The sequence below is a fragment of the Burkholderia sp. AU33423 genome, from assembly GCF_002223135.1.
GTDB classification, from domain to species: Bacteria; Pseudomonadota; Gammaproteobacteria; order Burkholderiales; family Burkholderiaceae; genus Burkholderia; species Burkholderia lata_D.
Map to the genome: position 1 here is coordinate 768,179 of NZ_NKFH01000007.1, position 17,254 is coordinate 785,432.

At 67.3% G+C, this 17,254-nt stretch carries 16 protein-coding genes; 11 read left to right on the forward strand and 5 right to left on the reverse strand.

The features are described 5' to 3' along the window. Window positions 1-256 precede the first annotated feature (256 nt). The 4 genes from CFB50_RS22005 (at window position 257) to CFB50_RS22020 (ending at window position 4,328) form a co-directional block, all read left to right on the forward strand. Window positions 257-1,792, forward strand: a complete 1,536-nt coding sequence (locus CFB50_RS22005) for an amino acid permease (RefSeq protein WP_069250952.1) — start codon at window positions 257-259, stop codon at window positions 1,790-1,792. Window positions 1,793-2,058: 266 nt separating this feature from the next. Next, complete coding sequence (locus CFB50_RS22010) at window positions 2,059-2,304, forward strand: DUF3717 domain-containing protein (RefSeq protein ID WP_043178075.1); 246 nt, start codon at window positions 2,059-2,061, stop codon at window positions 2,302-2,304. A 181-nt stretch (window positions 2,305-2,485) separates the two neighbouring features. Further along, window positions 2,486-3,403, forward strand: a complete 918-nt coding sequence (locus CFB50_RS22015; protein WP_069250953.1) for a LysR family transcriptional regulator — start codon at window positions 2,486-2,488, stop codon at window positions 3,401-3,403. A gap of 109 nt (window positions 3,404-3,512) precedes the next feature. Then, window positions 3,513-4,328, forward strand: a complete 816-nt coding sequence (locus CFB50_RS22020) for an alpha/beta fold hydrolase (RefSeq protein ID WP_089447243.1) — start codon at window positions 3,513-3,515, stop codon at window positions 4,326-4,328. Window positions 4,329-4,365: 37 nt separating this feature from the next. Here CFB50_RS22020 and CFB50_RS22025 read toward each other — a convergent pair whose 3' ends face one another. Continuing rightward, a complete protein-coding gene (locus tag CFB50_RS22025; RefSeq protein WP_089447244.1) occupies window positions 4,366-4,719 on the reverse strand; it encodes a hypothetical protein in 354 nt (117 codons plus the stop codon). 307 nt (window positions 4,720-5,026) lie between these two features. After that, window positions 5,027-5,647, reverse strand: coding sequence for a TetR/AcrR family transcriptional regulator (locus CFB50_RS22035; RefSeq protein ID WP_089447245.1), 621 nt, complete (start codon window positions 5,645-5,647; stop codon window positions 5,027-5,029). A gap of 94 nt (window positions 5,648-5,741) precedes the next feature. Here CFB50_RS22035 and CFB50_RS22040 point away from each other — a divergent pair, with 94 nt between their 5' ends. Next, window positions 5,742-6,983, forward strand: coding sequence for a glycosyltransferase (locus CFB50_RS22040; protein WP_089447246.1), 1,242 nt, complete (start codon window positions 5,742-5,744; stop codon window positions 6,981-6,983). 15 nt (window positions 6,984-6,998) lie between these two features. Here CFB50_RS22040 and hutC read toward each other — a convergent pair whose 3' ends face one another. The 3 genes from hutC to CFB50_RS22055 all read right to left on the reverse strand — a co-directional run bounded on the left by hutC (window position 6,999) and on the right by CFB50_RS22055 (window position 9,505). Beyond that, window positions 6,999-7,694, reverse strand: a complete 696-nt coding sequence (gene hutC, locus CFB50_RS22045; RefSeq protein WP_089428141.1) for a histidine utilization repressor — start codon at window positions 7,692-7,694, stop codon at window positions 6,999-7,001. A 182-nt stretch (window positions 7,695-7,876) separates the two neighbouring features. Further along, window positions 7,877-9,004, reverse strand: a complete 1,128-nt coding sequence (locus CFB50_RS22050; protein ID WP_089447247.1) for a porin — start codon at window positions 9,002-9,004, stop codon at window positions 7,877-7,879. 186 nt (window positions 9,005-9,190) lie between these two features. After that, window positions 9,191-9,505, reverse strand: a complete 315-nt coding sequence (locus CFB50_RS22055; RefSeq protein WP_083266060.1) for a hypothetical protein — start codon at window positions 9,503-9,505, stop codon at window positions 9,191-9,193. Between the two features lie 89 nt (window positions 9,506-9,594). Here CFB50_RS22055 and kdpF point away from each other — a divergent pair, with 89 nt between their 5' ends. From kdpF to CFB50_RS22085, 6 genes are all read left to right on the forward strand, one after another. Further along, window positions 9,595-9,921: a K(+)-transporting ATPase subunit F gene (gene kdpF / locus CFB50_RS39830; RefSeq protein WP_217481555.1), complete on the forward strand. Its 327-nt coding sequence runs from the start codon at window positions 9,595-9,597 to the stop codon at window positions 9,919-9,921. 138 nt (window positions 9,922-10,059) lie between these two features. Further along, complete coding sequence (kdpA, locus tag CFB50_RS22065) at window positions 10,060-11,763, forward strand: potassium-transporting ATPase subunit KdpA (RefSeq protein ID WP_089447249.1); 1,704 nt, start codon at window positions 10,060-10,062, stop codon at window positions 11,761-11,763. A gap of 10 nt (window positions 11,764-11,773) precedes the next feature. Further along, entirely contained in the window at window positions 11,774-12,475 is a 702-nt protein-coding gene (gene kdpC / locus CFB50_RS22070) for a potassium-transporting ATPase subunit KdpC (protein WP_179254212.1), read from the forward strand. A 56-nt stretch (window positions 12,476-12,531) separates the two neighbouring features. Continuing rightward, window positions 12,532-14,580: a potassium-transporting ATPase subunit KdpB gene (gene kdpB / locus CFB50_RS22075; protein ID WP_089448391.1), complete on the forward strand. Its 2,049-nt coding sequence runs from the start codon at window positions 12,532-12,534 to the stop codon at window positions 14,578-14,580. An 80-nt stretch (window positions 14,581-14,660) separates the two neighbouring features. Then, window positions 14,661-16,367, forward strand: coding sequence for a DUF4118 domain-containing protein (locus tag CFB50_RS22080; protein WP_089447250.1), 1,707 nt, complete (start codon window positions 14,661-14,663; stop codon window positions 16,365-16,367). Further along, the gene (locus tag CFB50_RS22085; RefSeq protein WP_089447251.1) at window positions 16,364-17,098 is read left to right on the forward strand and encodes a response regulator; all 735 of its coding nucleotides are present in this window, start codon (window positions 16,364-16,366) and stop codon (window positions 17,096-17,098) included. Before CFB50_RS22080 ends, CFB50_RS22085 begins: the two co-directional genes overlap by 4 nt. The last annotated feature ends 156 nt before the right edge of the window (window positions 17,099-17,254 follow it).

The following is a 17,254-nucleotide window of genomic DNA, read 5'->3' on the forward strand; positions in this document are numbered from 1 at the left end:
TTTTTTGAGCCGACCTGCGACGACGGCCCGCTTCGACGCGGCCAACCCCTTGATTCTGCGAAATCTCCGCGGCGGCGGCGGGCGGCGCCACCTGAGCTCTCCTCGTGACGAATCAGGTAGAATCCGCGCTTCGCCGCAGGCGCCCGCCGCGCAACGCGTATCGGGGCCGCATCGAATGCATCGCAGGACGCGCACCGCGCTCCGATTCCGCATGCGCCGGCTACGGATGCCGGCCCGCTCAACGTTCGTCTCGTTTATGTCCGCAATTCCGAAATCCGACCCATCCGGTTCGTCAGCGAACCCACCCAAGCTTCATCGCGCGCTGAAGGCGCGCCACCTGACGATGATCGCCATCGGCGGCTCGATCGGCACGGGCCTGTTCGTCGCGTCCGGCGCGTCGATCTCGCAGGCCGGCCCCGGCGGCGCGATGGTCGCGTACATGGCGATCGGCCTGATGGTCTATTTCCTGATGACGAGCCTCGGCGAAATGGCCGCGTTCATGCCGGTGTCGGGCTCGTTCGCGACCTACGGCGCGAAATACGTGGACGAAGGCTTCGGTTTCGCGCTCGGCTGGAACTACTGGTACAACTGGGCCGTGACGATCGCGGTGGAACTGGTCGCCGCGCAGCTCGTGATGCATTACTGGTTTCCGGACGTGCCGGGCGTGTGGTGGAGCGCGGCGTTCCTCGGCGTGATGTTCCTGCTCAATGCGCTGACCGTGCGCGGCTTCGGCGAAGCCGAATACTGGTTCGCGCTGATCAAGGTCGTCACCGTGGTTGCGTTCATCGGCGTCGGCCTGCTGATGATCTTCGGCATTCTGAAGGGCGCGCCGAGCAATGGCTGGGGCAACCTGACGATCGGCGACGCACCGTTCGCGGGCGGCCTGCCGGCGCTGATGGGTGTGGCGATGATCGCCGGCTTCTCGTTCCAGGGCACCGAGCTGATCGGCGTTGCGGCCGGCGAATCGGAAAACCCGCGCACGACGATCCCGCGCGCGGTGCGCCAGGTGTTCTGGCGCATCCTGCTGTTCTACGTGTTCGCGATCTTCGTGATCGGCGTGCTGATTCCGTATACCGACCCGAACCTGCTGAAGACGGACGTGACCGACATCGGCGTGAGCCCGTTCACGCTCGTGTTCCGCCACGCGGGCCTCGCGTTCGCGGCCGGCGTGATGAACGCGGTGATCCTGACGGCCGTGCTGTCGGCCGGCAACTCGGGCATGTACGCGTCCACGCGGATGCTCTACAACCTCGCGACCGAAGGCCGTGCGCCGAAGATCTTCGCGAAGCTATCGGCGGGCGGCGTGCCGCGCAACGCGTTGTACGCGACGACGGCCGTCGGCGCGTTGTGCTTCTTCACGTCGCTGTACGGCGACAAGACCGTGTATCTGTGGCTGCTGAACACGTCGGGGATGACCGGCTTCATCGCATGGCTCGGCATCGCGGTCAGCCACTACCGGTTCCGCAAGGGCTACGTGAAGCAGGGCTACGCGCTCGACCAGCTGCCGTACCAGTCGAAGTGGTTCCCGTTCGGCCCGCTGTTCGCGTTCGTGCTGTGCCTCGTGATCGCGCTTGGGCAGGACTATCAGGCGTTCCTCGCGAACCGGATCGACTGGGCGGGCGTCGCCGCGACCTATGTCGGCATTCCGCTGTTCCTCGTCGTGTGGCTCGGTTTCCGGTTCCTGAAGAAGAGCCGCTTCGTGCGCTACGAAGACATGGAAATCGCGCCGTGGATCGCCGCGAGCCGCGGCGCGCAGCGGCAGCCGGTGGCGAACCGCGAAACCGCGGGTTGACGCGGGCGCGGCACGTGGCCGCGTGACGTACGACGAAAACGGGAAGCCTCGCGCTTCCCGTTTTTTTTTGCCCGGCTTTTGCCTGCACGGGGTCAAAGCCGGTTATATTGCCCGACCCTACCGGGCCACCGCCCGGCCGGCGCGAGGCGCGCCGCGCGGATCGGCATCCGGCGCGCGCGACATGCGGCGGCCGGCGAAACGCCCGGCGTTTTCATCGTTCCATCCGGGCCGATACGGCCCGCGGAGCGCGCAACCGAGAGGAATCCATGAGCGCATCACCCGCCGAGCGGAAGGCCGGACCCGTTTCCATCGTGCGACTCGAAGCCGCGATCAATGCGTGGCGCGAAGTGTACCCGCCGGCGCCGGACGGCGAGGACGGCTACGCGCTCGACGCCGGCAGCAATTGCCTCGCCGAGCTGTACGGCACGATGATCTGCTACCAATTGCCGGACGTGCCGCTCGACTCGCTGAGCGATGCGCAGCGCGACGCGCTCTACGCGACCGAGGTGTGACGGACGGCGCGTTGCGCCGCCGTGTCGCGGCGGCGATCGAACAACGGGAAGCCCGCGGGCTTCCCGTTTTGCTTTGGGCGGCGCGGGGCCGCGCGCGTGGCGGTTTGCGCCGCCTGCGGTATCGTGACGACATCATCCGGCGCGGGTTGAACGCCGGATCGTTGCGCGGGAGGCATCGAACATGGAGTTGAGACACCTCCGCTACTTCGTCGCGGTCGCCGAAGAGCGGAATTTCACGCGGGCGGCCGAACGGCTGCATATCGCGCAGCCGCCGCTGAGCCGGCAGATCCAGCAGCTCGAGGAAGCGCTCGGCGTGCCGCTGTTCGAGCGCAATGCGCGGCCGCTGAAGCTGACCGACGCGGGCCGCTTCTTCTATTCACACGCGGTGCAGCTGCTCGCGCAGACGACCGAACTCGAATCGATGACGAAGCGGGTCGGCAAGATCGAGCGCAGCATGTCGGTCGGCTTCGTCGGTTCGACGCTGTACGGGATGCTGCCGAAGATCATCCGGCGTTTTCGCAGCGAGTATCCGGCGGTCGAGCTGAGCCTGCACGAGATGTCGACGATGGACCAGATCAAGGCGCTGAAGGAAGGGCGCATCGACGTCGGGTTCGGGCGCATCCGCCACGAGGATCCGAGCGTGCGGCGCGTCGTGCTGCGCGAGGAGCGGATGATCGTCGCGCTGCCGGTCGGCCATGTGCTGGACAGCGCGAAGCCCGTGCTGTCGCTGCACGATCTCGTGAACGACACGCTGATCATCTTTCCGAAGGCGCCGCGCCCGAGCTATGCGGACCAGGTGCTCGCGGCCTTTCACGATCGCGCGTTGCAGCCGCGCAAGATCTACGAGACGCGCGAATTGCAGATCGCGCTCGGCCTCGTCGCGATGGGCGAGGGCGTGTCGGTCGTGCCGCAAAGCGTGTACGGGCTGAAGCGCGACGACATCAGCTACAAGCCGCTCGACGACCCGAACCTCGTGTCGCCGATCATCATGAGCATGCGGATGCTCGACGAATCGGAGGATCTCCGCGCGATGCAGGCGCTGATCTACCGGCTGTACGACGAGGCGCAGATGGAGTATCTGCCGCCGCAGCCCGAATGAACGCGCGGGCGGTGGGGGCTTGCTTGACGCTGCGTGCGGGGGCGGGCCAACATCGCAGTATCCGATACGGCCGCCGAGGGGCGGCCGCTTTCATGCAGACGACACACACATGACCGATATCCCGATCGAGGAGACAACCGTCGAGACGCCGCAAGGGCGCCTCTTCGCGAAACGCTGGCGCGGGGGGCCAACGCAACAGGCGGCGGGGGCGTCGAAGCACCACGCACCGATCGTCCTGCTGCACGATTCGCTCGGCTGCGTCGAACTGTGGCGCGACTTTCCCGCGCAGCTTGCGCGCGCCACGCAGCGCGACGTGATCGCCTACGATCGACTCGGCTTCGGTCGTTCGGATCGTCATCCGGAGGTACTCGGCACGACATTCGTGCGCGACGAGGCTGATCATGCGTTCGTCGCGGTACTGGAGCAGCTCGGCGTCGATGCGTTCGTCGCGTTCGGGCACAGCGTTGGCGGCGGAATGGCGGTCGGGTGTGCGGCCGCGCATCCGGCGCGTTGCCGCGCGCTCGTGACGATCGCCGCGCAGGCATTCGTCGAGGATCGCACGCTGGCCGGCATCCGCGACGCGGGGCAGCAGTTCGACGAACCGGGCCAGCTCGACCGGCTCGCGCGCTATCACGGCGACAAGGCCGAGTGGGTGCTGCGCGCGTGGGTCGACACGTGGCTGTCGCCGGCTTTTCGCGACTGGAATCTCGACGACGACTTGCCGCGCGTGCAATGCGCGACGCTCGCGATTCACGGCGAAGACGACGAATACGGGTCCGACGTGCATCCGAAGCGGATCGCCGCGCGCGTCGCGGGGCCGTCGTCGTATCTGTTGCTCGGCCAGTGCGGGCACATGCCGCACCGCGAGCGAACGGACGACGTGCTGGCCGCCGTGACGACGTTCCTGCGCGACGCGCTCGCCTGAGCCCTGCAGCCACCGGCGGGCAGGCGCCCGCCGGTCGTCAGAACGCGAGCTGGATGGCGAGGTCGATCGCGAGCACGGCGATCGAGAGGCCGATCCCGAGGACCACGTTCGGCAGCCGGTGCTCGAAGTCGCGATTGTCGCGACGCATCGCGGCGCCGAGCAGGAAGATCGCCTCGACGACGATCTGCAGTCCGACGAACAGCAACATCAGCAGATACTCGTAACCCATCTGCTTGAACGCGGCGAATTGCATCCCGTGATCGCGGATCCATTGGCCGATGCGCAGCAGTTCGTACACGAACAACAACGCAGGGAACAGGTAGCTGATGAAATAGGTCGGCGCGGTGGCGTGCCGTAGTTCGAGGTGGAAGTGCTGATGCGTGGTAGCCATCACAACCCTCCTTGCAACGCATGATTGCGGTCGCGACGGCGGCGCGACAACGTGCAAACGAAGGGATTACCCGAGGCGTCGTGCGCGGCCGTACGACGTCAGCATACTGCTGCACGGGAAATTTGGCATGCGATGCGTGCGTTCGTCGTAAAAATGCATCTGTGCCGCGCGACGCGTCTATCGTGCCGTATTCGCCGGAAACGCCGCGTCGACCGTCTTCGTGCCGCTCGCTCCTCGTGCCCGGGTGCTTGCACCCGGCGAGCGCCCGACCGGCCACTGGCCATCGCTCACCGCGCACCGGCGCCGCTCAGCCTTTCGCTTTCGCGCCTTCGACGAACAACTTCGCGACCGCCTGAAACTCCCGTTTCAGCGACAGCCCCGGCACGGTCAGCCAGCGCAGCATCGCCGCGAGATACAGGTGATGGAACCACGTCGCGAGCTGGTCGGCCCGCAGCGTGCCGTTCAGTTCGCCGGATTGCTGCCCGGCCGCGATCAGTTGCTGCCACACGCGCGTGATATCGCTGCCGTTCTCCCCACCGCTTGCCGGTTCGACCGCGCCGATGCTCAGGAAGCGATGGCGCAGATACGCGAGCAGGTAAGCGGGATGCTGCTCGCACCACGCAGCCGATGCATCGAGCACGCAGCCGATGCGTGACGCGAAGGTCTTGCGCCGCGCGACGTCGCGCTGCAGATGCGCGAGATCGCGTGCGAGTTCACCCTCCAGCCAGTGCGCGAGCACGGCTTCCTTCGTTGCAAAGTGGTTGTACAGCGTGCGCTTCGCGACATCGGCCTGCGCGGCGATCTGTTCCATCGTGACGGCTTCATAGCCGTGCGCGTCGAACAGGCGTGCACCGGTGGCGGCGAGATGCGCGAGCATCTGGATGCGCTTGCGTGCGCGGCGGCCCGGATCGTCGGTCGGAGTCGTCATGGCGGGGGATTGACTGAAAGTGCACAAGTTGCATTAGTATACGACGTGCATTTTTTTGAATCCACCCGTTCCAGCCGGGTACGAGGAGTCACGCATGAAACTCGTCATCGCCACCTACGGCACCGAAGGCGACACGCGCCCGCTTGCGGCGCTCGGCCGTGCGCTGATCGATGCCGGCCACGATGTCCGGCTGCTGGCCGATGCGGCGACGCTCGGGTCGGCCGCGGTGCTGGGCGTACCGTCGGCGTCGTTGTCCGGCGATATCCGCAGGGCGATTGCGCCGGATGGCGCATTGGCCGATGCGGTGCGCGGGCGCGGCGGTTTCAACGACACGTCGAAGGCGCTTGCGGCGATCGCCAATGCGAACACGGCTGCGTGGATGCGCGAAATCGCGGATGCGTCGGAAGGCTGCGACGCGATTCTCGTGTCGGGGCTCGCATCGTTCGTCGGCTTGTCGGTCGCCGAGTATCGCGGCGTGCCGGCGATCGGCACGGGCACGATCCCGATCACACCCACCGCCGAATTCGCGTCGCCGTTCCTGCCGCCGGGGAAGTTGCCGCGCTGGCTGAATCGCGCGAGCCACCGGTTCGTGAACGCGCTGCTGTGGCAGGCGTTCAGGAAGGCGACGAATGCGGCACGAGCGAGCGTGTGCGGGTTGCCGCCGCGCAAGCATGTGTGGACCGATCATCCGATGCTGTACGGCGTATCGCCGGCGCTGCTGTCCGGCCCGGGCGACTGGCCGTCGAATGTACAGGCGTGCGGCCAGTGGCGGATCGATGCGCATGCCTGGGCGCCGCCGTCTGACCTCTCGACCTTTCTCGAAGCGGGCGATCGCCCCGTGTACATCGGTTTTGGCAGTATGGCCGGCTTCGATCGCGCCGCGATGGTCGATGCGCTGACGCGTGCGCTCGCCGGCCGGCGCGCGCTGTTTTATCCGGGCTGGAGCGGTATCGACGCGTCGATGCTGCCGGCGAACGTTCACGCGATCGGCGATACGCCGCATGACTGGCTGTTCCCGCGCGTATCGACGGCGATCCATCATGGCGGATCGGGCACTTCGCATTCGGCCGCGCGGGCCGGCGTTCCGTCGGTCGTCGTGCCGTTCGCGGGCGATCAGTTCTTCTGGGCGAACCGGCTGCACAGGCTCGGCGTGGCGGATGCGCCGGTGGCGGGGCGACGCGTGGACGCCGCCGCACTGGCGCGGGCCATCGCGTTTGCCGAACGGGACGAAACGAAGGCGCGCGCGATCGAACTCTGCGCGTGCATTAAGCAAGAAGAAGGGTTGAAGCGGGCCGTCAGTGCAATCGAGCGATGGGGGCAGCCGGGCGCGCGGTAAGCCCGCGCATCCACCTCAGAAATGCCCGGTGAACCGGTAACGGCTGCCCGGGTGCCACAGATTGGCGACCGACGCGACCATCCCCTGCGACCACGTGCGCCGATGCAGCAGCAGGCACGGCTCGCGGTCGTCCATCGTCAGGTGGCGGCGCGTTTCGGCGTCGGGCATCGCGGCCTCGATCCGGTATTCGACGCGCTGCAGCGGCGCGACGCGCGTCAGGTACTGGTTCGGCGTCGTCGTCGTGAAGTCCTGCAACGCGTATTCGGGCGCACAGGCCGGATTGACCCAGCGCTCCTCGAGCTGCACCGGCGTGTCGTTCTCGAAGTGCAGCACGCGCGAATGGAAGATCGGGCTGCCCGTGTCGATCTGCAGCTCGTCGGCGAGCTTCGCATCGGCGACGGCCGCGCCGACCTGCAGCACCTGCGCGCGATAGCCGTGGCCGCGCGCGGCGACTTCGTCCGAGATGCTGCGGATCGCGACGAGCGTCGATTCGTACTTCGGCGACGCGACGTACGTGCCGGAGCCGCGCGTGCGCGTGAGCACCTGCTCGGCGGTCAGCTCGCGCAGCGCGCGGTTGACGGTCATCCGCGCGACGTTGAATTCGCGCGCGAGCTCGTTCTCCGACGGCACCTGGTCGCCTTCCGCCCATTCGCCGGCATGAATGCGCGCGAGGATGAAGTCCTTGATTTCCTGATAGATCGGTGTGGTCATGGGATCACGATTCCAGAGTCGGCAGCGGCCCGCCGCCGAATGCCGATCCGGCGCGCGCCCGGCGCCGAGTGTACCGGTTTCGCGGACGCGCGGGCCCGGATTTCCCGAATGATCCCTGTTCGGCCGGCGCGCGTCCATGCGGGATTGCACAGAGCGGCCGGCCTTGGGCGGCTGGCGTGCGGTCAGAACCGATGCCGGATGCCCACCGTCCCGACCACCTGCGTGTTGGTCGACGAAGCCGCGAGCCCCGTGACGTTCGCGAAGCCGAGCGTCGCGCCCGCCGGCACGCCGAACTGGTGCTGGTAGACGGTTTCCGCGTACACGTCGGTGCGCTTGCTCAGCGCGTAGTCGGCCATCAGCGTCACCTGATGCCATTTCGGCCGATGGCTGCCGGTTGCGTCGTCGTAGCGGCCGTTGGTGAACGTATAGGCGCCCGCGAACGAGACGGCCGGCGTCAGCGCATAGCGCGCGTTGACCTCGAAGTTGTCGAAGCGCAGCGCATTCAGCGCGCCGGGCAGCGAAGACGCGGCCGTTTCGTCGAACATCGAATGCGTCCACAGCGCGCCGACCGTCAGTTGGTCGAACGCGTAGCTGCCGCCCGCGCCCATCACGCGCTGGCGCACGGCCGGGAAGTTCGGCCCGTCGTTGGTCGACAGTGCACCGCCGGCCGTCAGCCCGCCGCGGTTGAGCTGCAGGTACGCGGCGCCGAGGCTGACCGGCCCGTTCGCATACGACACGCCCGCGCTGTATGCGCGGTTGTTCGCGAAGCCGCCGGCCGCGTTGCTGAACCCGTACAGGCCACCGAACTGCCAGCCGGCGAGCGTCGGGCTCGTGTATTTCACCGCGTTGTCGATGTAGAACGAATCGTCGATGTTGTCGTTGTCGAACGGATGCGACGCGAGGTTGTTGCCGTCGCCGTTGTTTGCCATCGCGAGCGGGCCGAGGTAGTCGACCACGGCGTCGTATTGGCGGCCTAGCGTCAGCGCGCCGTACTGGTCGCTTTGCAGGCCGACGTACGCGCGGCGGCCGAACATCGTGTTCTTGTAGGACTGCGTGCCGTTGTTCAGGTTGAAGCCGTTTTCGAGGCGGAACAGCGCATGCAGGCCGCCGCCGAGATCCTCGTTGCCGCTCAGGCCGAAGACCGTGTTCGACAGCAGGCCGCTGCCTTGCTGCCACGCGCTTTTACCCGACTGGTTGTTCGTATAGATGATACCCGCGTCGAGCATCCCGTAGAGTGTGACGCTGCTTTGCGCATGCGCGGCGGCGCTGAGGAACGCGAGGGAGAGGGTACCGGCGACTGCTTTTTTCATGGATTGTGCTTCCTGGAAAGGCCCGTAGCGACGGGAACGACGATCCGGCGCACGCACCGGCGGCGAGCGTGTGCGGCTCGTGATGAAGACGAACCGCACGCGTTCGCGTCGGCAACGCGCGTTCGAATCGATGAAAGGGGGAGCGGGCGCGTGACGCGTGTCACGCGCGGCCGCAATGGAGGCCGGCTAGTGCTGCAGCAGGCGGATCGTGCCGAATTCGGCGGCCGGCAGCAGGCGGAGGATCGACAGGATGGCGGGTGACGCCTGCGACCGCGCGACTTCGAGCTCGATGCATGCGCGCCCGGTGCGATTGTCGATCGCGGCCGTATAGAAGTTGAGCGCGGTGCCGACCGCCTGGTGCAGCAGGCGCCGCACGACGGCGAGGTTGTCCGATTCGACGCGGATCGACAGCAGCACGAGTTCGTCGGCAGCGCACCGACGCCGCGAACGAACGGGCGGCAGATCGCGTGAGGCGGCGGTTTCGGTTCTGGTCGGTTTCATGCTGGCATCCCCGGGTCGGATCGTGCTCCGCACCGCGGAGATCTCGTCTTGGACATGTCGCCCATTCTAGGAATCGCGGTGAACATACGGTGTATAGACTCGTATTGGCCCTGAAAAGAACGCATAAAAACGCCATCGCCACCGGCTTTCGTCTTTACAGCTTTTTTACTCCGCGTAAGGAAATTGAACACCGCTTTGATACGCGGATTTCTACACTGTCGCATCCCATTCGCCAGATGAGCATGGGGGCGCCACACGGGCCCGCGCCGACACGGCAAGGCCCGATGCGCCGACGATCGCGCGGCGTTGCCGCGCATATGAAAAAGGGGAAAGCCATGTTGTGGATCACCGGCGCGTTGTCGCTCGCGCTCTTTATCTATCTGTTTCATGCGTTGATCAAACCCGAGCGGTATTGATCCGCTCGATTCAACAGGAATTCGAAAATATCGGTGAATGTCATGAGCGATCTGCTTTTCATCTTGTTCACGCTCGCGTTCTTTGCCTTGACGGCGGGTTTCATCACCGGCCTTGACCGGATCTGAGCGAGCGTCGACATGTTCAACAATCTCATTCAATTCGCGATCGTTCTCGCGATCATGCTGGCGCTGGTGCCCGTCGTCGGGAAATGGCTCGCGCACGCCTTTACGAGCCCGCGCCACGCGTGGGTCGAACGCCGTACCTATGCGCTGCTCGGCGTGAATCCCGACGAAGCGATGTCGTGGCAGCGCTACGGCATGGTGCTGCTGCTCAGCAATGCCGGGATGATGCTGGTCGGCTACCTGCTGCTGCGCATCCAGGACACGCTGCCGTTCGACGCGCTGCAGCGCGCGTCGCAAAGCCCCGACCTCGCGTTCAACACCGCCGCGTCGTTCATCACGAACACGAACTGGCAGGCGTATGCGGGCGAGAGCAGCCTGTCGAACTTCTCGCAGATGGCCGTCATCACGTTCCTGATGGTGGTCAGCGCGGCCACCGGCGTCGCGGCCGCGGGCGGCTTCATCCGCGGGCTGAGCCGCAAGAGCGCGGTGGACATCGGCAACTACTGGGTCGATTTCACGCGCGTGACCTATCGCGTGCTGCTGCCGCTCAGCTTCGTGATGGCGCTCGTGTACGTGTGGCAGGGCATGCCGCAGACGCTCGCGTCCGACGCATGGGCGACCACGCTCGAAGGCGCGCGCCAGCAGATCGTGATGGGGCCCGTGGCCAGCCTCGAATCGATCAAGCATATCGGCACGAACGGCGGCGGCTTCTTCAGCATGAACGCCGCGCATCCGTTCGAGAACCCGACGCCGCTCACCAACACGCTGCACATGCTGTCGATGCTGCTGATTCCGTCCGCGCTGACCTATGCGCTCGGCACGATGATCGGCCGGCGCCGCCAGGGCTGGGTGATCCTCGCCGCGTTCGTCGTGATGTTCGTCGGCTTCCTGGCCGTGATCTATTCGGCCGAGCAGCACGGCAATCCGCTCGTGACCGGGCTCGGCGTCGACCAGCAGATGAGCGCCACGCAGCCGGGCGGCAACATGGAAGGCAAGGAAATGCGCTTCGGCATCGCGCAGACGAGCCTGTTCGCCACCGTGACGACCGCCGCGACCACCGGGTCGGTCGACGCGATGCATGACTCGCTGACGCCGCTCGGCGGGCTCGTGCCGATCGCGCAGATGATGCTGAACAACGTGTTCGGCGGCGACGGCGTCGGGCTGATCAACCTGTTCACGTTCGCGATCCTCACGGTGTTCCTGGTCGGGATGATGATCGGGCGCACGCCGGAATTCCTCGGCAAGAAGATCGAGGCGCGCGAGATGAAGCTCGTGATGCTCGCGGTGCTTGCGCATCCGTTCAGCATCCTCGGCTTCACCGCGCTGGCGGCGATGCTGCACGCGACGATGGACAGCCTCGCGAACCTCGGCCCGCACGGCTTCAGCGAAGTGCTGTACGCGTACACGTCGGGCACGGCCAACAACGGCTCCGCGTTCGCGGGCCTGAATGCGAACACGCCGTTCTTCAACACGACGATCGGCTTCGCGATGCTGATCGGCCGCTACCTGACGCTGCTGCCGATGCTCGCGGTCGCCGGCAGTCTCGCCGCGAAGAAGAGCGTGCCGGAAAGCGCGGGCACGCTGTCCACGTCGACGGGCCTGTTCGCCGGCCTGCTGGTCTTCGTGATCCTGGTCGTCGGTGGCCTCACGTTCCTGCCGGCGCTCGCGCTCGGCCCGATCGTCGAGCACCTGATGATGTCGGGCGGCCAACTGTTCTGAGGAAAACATCATGATGCAAGGCAATCGCCAGGCAGCGGCCGCCGCCGCGCCGGCACCCGGTTCTTCGTTCGGCGCGGCGACGCGCGGCCTCGTGCGGCCCGTGATCGCGTCGTCGGTGCTGTTCATGCTCGTCACGGGTATCGCGTATCCGCTGCTCACCACCGTCGTCGCGAACGTGCTGTTCCCGTCGCAGGCGCGCGGCAGTCTCGTGCAGCAGAGCGGCACGACGGTCGGCTCGGCGGTGATCGGGCAGCAGTTCACGCGTGCCGGCTACTTCCACGGGCGGCCGAGCGCGACGGTCGGCACCGATCCGGCCGATCCGTCGAAGACGGTCGACCAGCCGTACAACGCGGCCGGCAGCGGCGCCAGCAACCAGGGCGCCACCAGCAAGAAGCTGCTCGCGGATATCGCGCTGCGTGTGCGCACCTACCGGCAGGAGAACGCGCTCGCCGCCGGCACGCCGGTGCCGGCGGATGCGGTGACCGCGTCGGCATCGGGGCTCGATCCCGAGATCTCGGTCGCGAACGCGCGGCTGCAGGCGGCGCGGGTCGCGCAGGCGCGCGGCGTCGATGCCGCACAGGTCACGGCGCTGGTCGACCGGATCGCGTTGCCGCGCCAGCTCGGCGTGCTCGGCGAACCGCGCGTGCGCGTGCTCGACCTGAACCTCGCGCTGGACCGCGCATTCGGCCACGTGGCCGGCGCGAAGCAATAGCAGGAACCACGGAGTCACTCATGTCCCATATCGAAACCCCGATCAATCCAGTGGCGATGCCGGTCGGCGGCGTGCCGCCGATGCGCTGGACGGCCATGCTGCGCGAGGCGTTCCGCAAGCTCGCGCCGCGCGTGCAGTTGAAGAACCCCGTGATGTTCGTCGTGTATCTCGGCAGCATCGTCACGACCGTGCTGTGGTTGCAGGCGCTGACCGGCACGGGCGACGCGCCGGCCGGCTTCATCTTCGCGGTCGCGTGCTGGCTGTGGTTCACCGTGCTGTTCGCGAACGCGGCCGAGGCACTGGCCGAAGGGCGCGGCAAGGCACAGGCCGACGCGCTGCGCGCGGCGCGCAAGCGCGTGTACGCGAAGGTGCTCGACGAGCCGAAGCAATTCGGCAGCACCAGCCATCGCGTGCCGAGCGACGAGCTCGCGGCCGGCAGCATCGTACTCGTCGAAGCCGGCGACACGATTCCGGCCGACGGCGAAGTGATCGACGGCGTCGCGTCGGTCGACGAATCGGCGATCACCGGCGAATCCGCGCCGGTGATCCGCGAGTCGGGCGGCGATTTCTCGTCGGTGACGGGCGGCACGCGCGTGCTGTCCGACTGGATCATCGTGAAGATCACCGCGCAACCTGGCGAAGCGTTCCTCGACCGGATGATCGCGATGGTCGAAGGCGCGAAGCGCGGCAAGACGCCGAACGAGGTCGCACTGACGATCCTGCTCGTCGCGCTGACGATCATCTTCCTGCTCGTGTGCGTGACGCTGCTGCCGTTCTCGCAGTTCAGCGTGCTGCTGAACGCGTCGGGCACGGCGGTGAGCCTGACCGTGCTGATCGCGTTGCTCGTGTGCCTGATCCCGACGACGATCGGTGCGCTGCTGTCGGCGATCGGCATCGCGGGGATGAGCCGCATGATGCGCGCGAACGTGCTCGCGACGTCGGGCCGCGCGATCGAGGCGGCCGGTGACGTCGACGTGCTGCTGCTCGACAAGACCGGCACGATCACGCTCGGCAATCGCGAGGCCGTGCAGTTCCGGCCGGCGCCGGGCGTGGACGAGCGTGCGCTGGCCGAGGCCGCGCAACTGTCGTCGCTCGCCGACGAGACCCCGGAAGGGCGCTCGATCGTCGCGCTCGCGAAGCAGCGCTTCTCGCTGGACGTGGTCGCGACCGCTGGCAGCATCACGGTGCCGTTCAGCGCGCGTACGCGGATGAGCGGCCTCGACATCGGCGAGCGTCAGGTGCGCAAGGGCGCGGCGTCGGCGATCCGCGCACACGTCGATGCGCTCGGTGGTGTGTTTCCTCAAGCGGTCGAGACGGCGGTCAACGATATCGCGCGACGCGGCGGCACGCCGCTGGTCGTGGCCGACGGTTCCCGCGTGCTCGGTGCGATCGAGCTGAAGGACATCGTCAAGCACGGGATCGCCGCGCGCTTCGCCGAGCTGCGCAAGGTCGGCGTGAAGACGGTGATGATCACCGGCGACAACCGGCTCACCGCGGCCGCGATCGCGGCGGAAGCCGGCGTCGACGACTACCTCGCCGAAGCGACGCCCGAGGACAAGCTGCGGCTGATCCGCGAGCACCAGGCGAAGGGCCATCTCGTCGCGATGACGGGCGACGGCACCAACGACGCGCCCGCGCTCGCGCAGGCCGACGTGGCCGTCGCGATGCACAGCGGCACGCAGGCGGCGAAGGAGGCGGCCAACATGGTCGACCTCGACAGCAACCCGACGAAGCTGATGCAGGTGGTCGAAGTCGGGAAGCAGATGATCATGACGCGCGGCGCGCTGACCACGTTCAGCGTCGCCAACGATCTCGCGAAGTATTTCGCGATCATCCCGGCCGCGTTCGTCGCGACGTACCCGGCGCTCGGCGCGCTGAACGTGATGGGGCTGCACAGCCCGACGTCGGCGATCCTGTCGGCGGTGATCTTCAATGCGCTGATCATCGTTGCGTTGATCCCGCTCGCGCTGAAAGGCGTGAAGTATCGCGCGGAGCCGGCCGAGAAGCTGCTGGGGCGCAACCTGCTGATCTATGGCGTGGGCGGGATCATCGCGCCGTTCATCGGCATCAAGCTGATCGACATGCTGTTGACGCCGTTTATCTGACCGAACGCGCCGTCGCGGCCCCGCTCACGCCTGCATGGCGTGAGCGGGGCCGTTCGGCGTTTCAATTGCCGGAAGCGATCATGGATGTGAATGTGAACGTGAGCGAAGCGAATCGACGCGCAACGGGGCCGCGGGACACCGCCGCCCGCCGCAGCGGGGACGGCGTGCGCCGTGACCGCTGGCGCGGCGTGCTGCGCGCGTGCGCGATGCTGGCCGACCGCATCGCGGGCGCCGGGCCCGACACACAGCCGACACTGGCCGTGCGCGAAGCGCACCCGCGCACGCACGTATGGGTGTCGCGGTACGCGGTGCCGCTGCTGCTCGCCACGCTCGTGTGCGCGCTGGCGACGCTGGCGGCCAGCGCGCTGCTGCGCGTGTTCGACCTGTCGAACGTCGTGATGCTGTTCCTGATGACCGTCGTGCTGATCGCGCTGCGGCTCGGGCGGCTCGCCGGCGCGTGGGCCGCGTTCGTGTGCGTCGGCTGCTTCGACTTCTTCTTCGTCGAGCCGAGGCTGTCGTTCGCGGTGTCCGATACGCAGTACGTGTTCACGTTCGCGCTGATGCTGGCCGTCGCGCTCGCGATCGGCCAGCTCGCGGCGCGCCTGCGTGCGGAGGCGCGGGCCGCACGCGCGAACGAGAAGCGTTCGGCGGCGCTGGCCCGGGTCGCGCATGACCTGTCGGCGGCGATCGAGACCGAGCAGATCGCTTCGATCTGCACCGGCACGATCGCGCCGCTGCTCGGCGTGCGCGTCGCACTCGTGCTGCCGGATGCGGACGACCAGCTGATGCCGGCGCAGCACGCCCGGTTCGTCGAAGCACCGATTGCCCGCTGGGTCTACGAGAATGCGCGTGGCGCCGGGTGCGGGCTGCCGCCGTTCGAGCGCGCGGCCGCGCAGTACCTGCCGCTGAAGGCGCCGATGCGCGTGCGCGGCGTGCTCGTGCTGTTCGGCGACGCGCAGCCGGTCCCCACGGACCCCGACGATCGCCGCCTGATCGACGCGCTGTGCTCGTCGATCGCGATGGCGCTCGAACGCGTGCACTACGTCGGCGTCGCGCAGCACACGCTGGTCCGCATCGAAGGCGAGCGGCTGCGCAACGCGCTGCTTGCGGCGGTGTCGCACGATCTGAAGACGCCGCTGACCGCGATCCGCGGGCTGGCCGAGACACTGGAGCGGCCCGAGCGGCTGGCCGACGGCCAGCCGGCCGCGCTCGCGCACGGCATCCGCAACCAGGCCGAGGCGCTGCACGGGCTCGTCGTGAACCTGCTCGACCTCGCGCGCATGCAGAGCGAGGGCGTGCGGCTGAATCGCGAATGGCACATGCTCGACGAGATCGTCGGCAGCGCGCTCGCGCATTCGGCCGGCGTGCTGGCTGGCCGTGACGTGAGCACCGACTTGCCGGCCGACCTGCCGCTGATCGACGTCGACGCGCTGCTGATCGAGCGCGTGCTGATGAACCTGCTCGACAACGCGTCGAAGTACGCGGGCACGGACGCGGTCGTGGCGGTGCGGGCGCGCGTGTTCGGCGAAACGCTGTACGTATTCGTCGAGGACGACGGGCCCGGCTTCATCGCGCGCAACACCGAGCCGCTGTTCGAGCCGTTCGAGCGCGAACGCAAGGAATCGTCGATCAGCGGCGTGGGGCTCGGGCTCGCGCTGTGCCGCAGCATCGTCAACGCGCACGGCGGCTCGATCCGCGCGGTGCCGCTCGATCCGCACGGCGCGCGGTTCGAGATTCGCCTGCCACTGGGCGCGCCACCCGATATCGAACACGAGAGCCGGACATGATCAGATCGCGCGTACTTATCGTCGAGGACGAATCGGACATCCGCCGTTTCGTGCGGATGGCGCTGGAACAGGAGGGGCTCGACACCTGCGAGGCGTCGACGGCCCGCGAGGCGCGGATGTATGCGTCGAGCAGCAAGCCCGATCTCGTGATCGTCGATCTCGGGCTGCCGGACGACGACGGCAAGACCTTCATCCGCGAGCTGCGCGAGTGGTCGACGGTGCCGGTGATCGTGCTGTCGGCGCGGCAGCAGGAAGTGGAGAAGGTCGCGGCGCTCGATGCGGGCGCGGACGATTACCTGCCGAAGCCGTTCGGCGTGCCCGAACTGCTCGCGCGGGCACGCGCGCAGTTGCGGCGCGCGGCGTTCGTGTCGGCCGACGGGCAATCGTCGTCGATCGTGCGGTTCGGCGACGTGACCGTCGATCTCGGCAAGCACGAAGTCGCTCGCGGCGGCGAGCCGGTCCACCTGACGCGTCTCGAATTCCGGCTGCTCGCCGCGCTGATTCGCGCGCGGGGCGGCGTGATCGCCGCGCGGCAATTGCTGGCGGAGGTGTGGGGCATCCATGATGCCGACCGCGCGCATTACGTGCGCGTGTACATGACGAACCTGCGGCAGAAGCTCGAACCGGTGCCGGCGCGCCCGCGGCACCTGCTGACGGAATTGCAGTTCGGCTACCGGCTGGTCGGTCTGGAAACGGTCGGGATGGCGGACGGGCCGCGCGGTGCGGCGTAGCCAGGTCTAGACAAGTGAAAGCCGGCTCACGGCGGCGTGCGACCGTCTGGAGAAAGCTGTTGTTTAGTTTTTTGTAATTCGTAATTAATTGAAGATAAAGGAAAATTCACATTCGTTAAACAATCCGCCGACAACTAGAGATAAACACGGATTGCT

Coding starts and splice junctions, on each gene's coding strand:
- CFB50_RS22005 (WP_069250952.1), top strand. CDS start 257: ATGTCCGCAATTCCGAAATCCGACCCATCCGGTTCGTCAGCGAACCCA.
- CFB50_RS22010 (WP_043178075.1), top strand. CDS start 2,059: ATGAGCGCATCACCCGCCGAGCGGAAGGCCGGACCCGTTTCCATCGTG.
- CFB50_RS22015 (WP_069250953.1), top strand. CDS start 2,486: ATGGAGTTGAGACACCTCCGCTACTTCGTCGCGGTCGCCGAAGAGCGG.
- CFB50_RS22020 (WP_089447243.1), top strand. CDS start 3,513: ATGACCGATATCCCGATCGAGGAGACAACCGTCGAGACGCCGCAAGGG.
- CFB50_RS22025 (WP_089447244.1), bottom strand. CDS start 4,719: ATGGCTACCACGCATCAGCACTTCCACCTCGAACTACGGCACGCCACC.
- CFB50_RS22035 (WP_089447245.1), bottom strand. CDS start 5,647: ATGACGACTCCGACCGACGATCCGGGCCGCCGCGCACGCAAGCGCATC.
- CFB50_RS22040 (WP_089447246.1), top strand. CDS start 5,742: ATGAAACTCGTCATCGCCACCTACGGCACCGAAGGCGACACGCGCCCG.
- hutC (WP_089428141.1), bottom strand. CDS start 7,694: ATGACCACACCGATCTATCAGGAAATCAAGGACTTCATCCTCGCGCGC.
- CFB50_RS22050 (WP_089447247.1), bottom strand. CDS start 9,004: ATGAAAAAAGCAGTCGCCGGTACCCTCTCCCTCGCGTTCCTCAGCGCC.
- CFB50_RS22055 (WP_083266060.1), bottom strand. CDS start 9,505: ATGAAACCGACCAGAACCGAAACCGCCGCCTCACGCGATCTGCCGCCC.
- kdpA (WP_089447249.1), top strand. CDS start 10,060: ATGTTCAACAATCTCATTCAATTCGCGATCGTTCTCGCGATCATGCTG.
- kdpC (WP_179254212.1), top strand. CDS start 11,774: ATGATGCAAGGCAATCGCCAGGCAGCGGCCGCCGCCGCGCCGGCACCC.
- kdpB (WP_089448391.1), top strand. CDS start 12,532: ATGCCGGTCGGCGGCGTGCCGCCGATGCGCTGGACGGCCATGCTGCGC.
- CFB50_RS22080 (WP_089447250.1), top strand. CDS start 14,661: ATGGATGTGAATGTGAACGTGAGCGAAGCGAATCGACGCGCAACGGGG.
- CFB50_RS22085 (WP_089447251.1), top strand. CDS start 16,364: ATGATCAGATCGCGCGTACTTATCGTCGAGGACGAATCGGACATCCGC.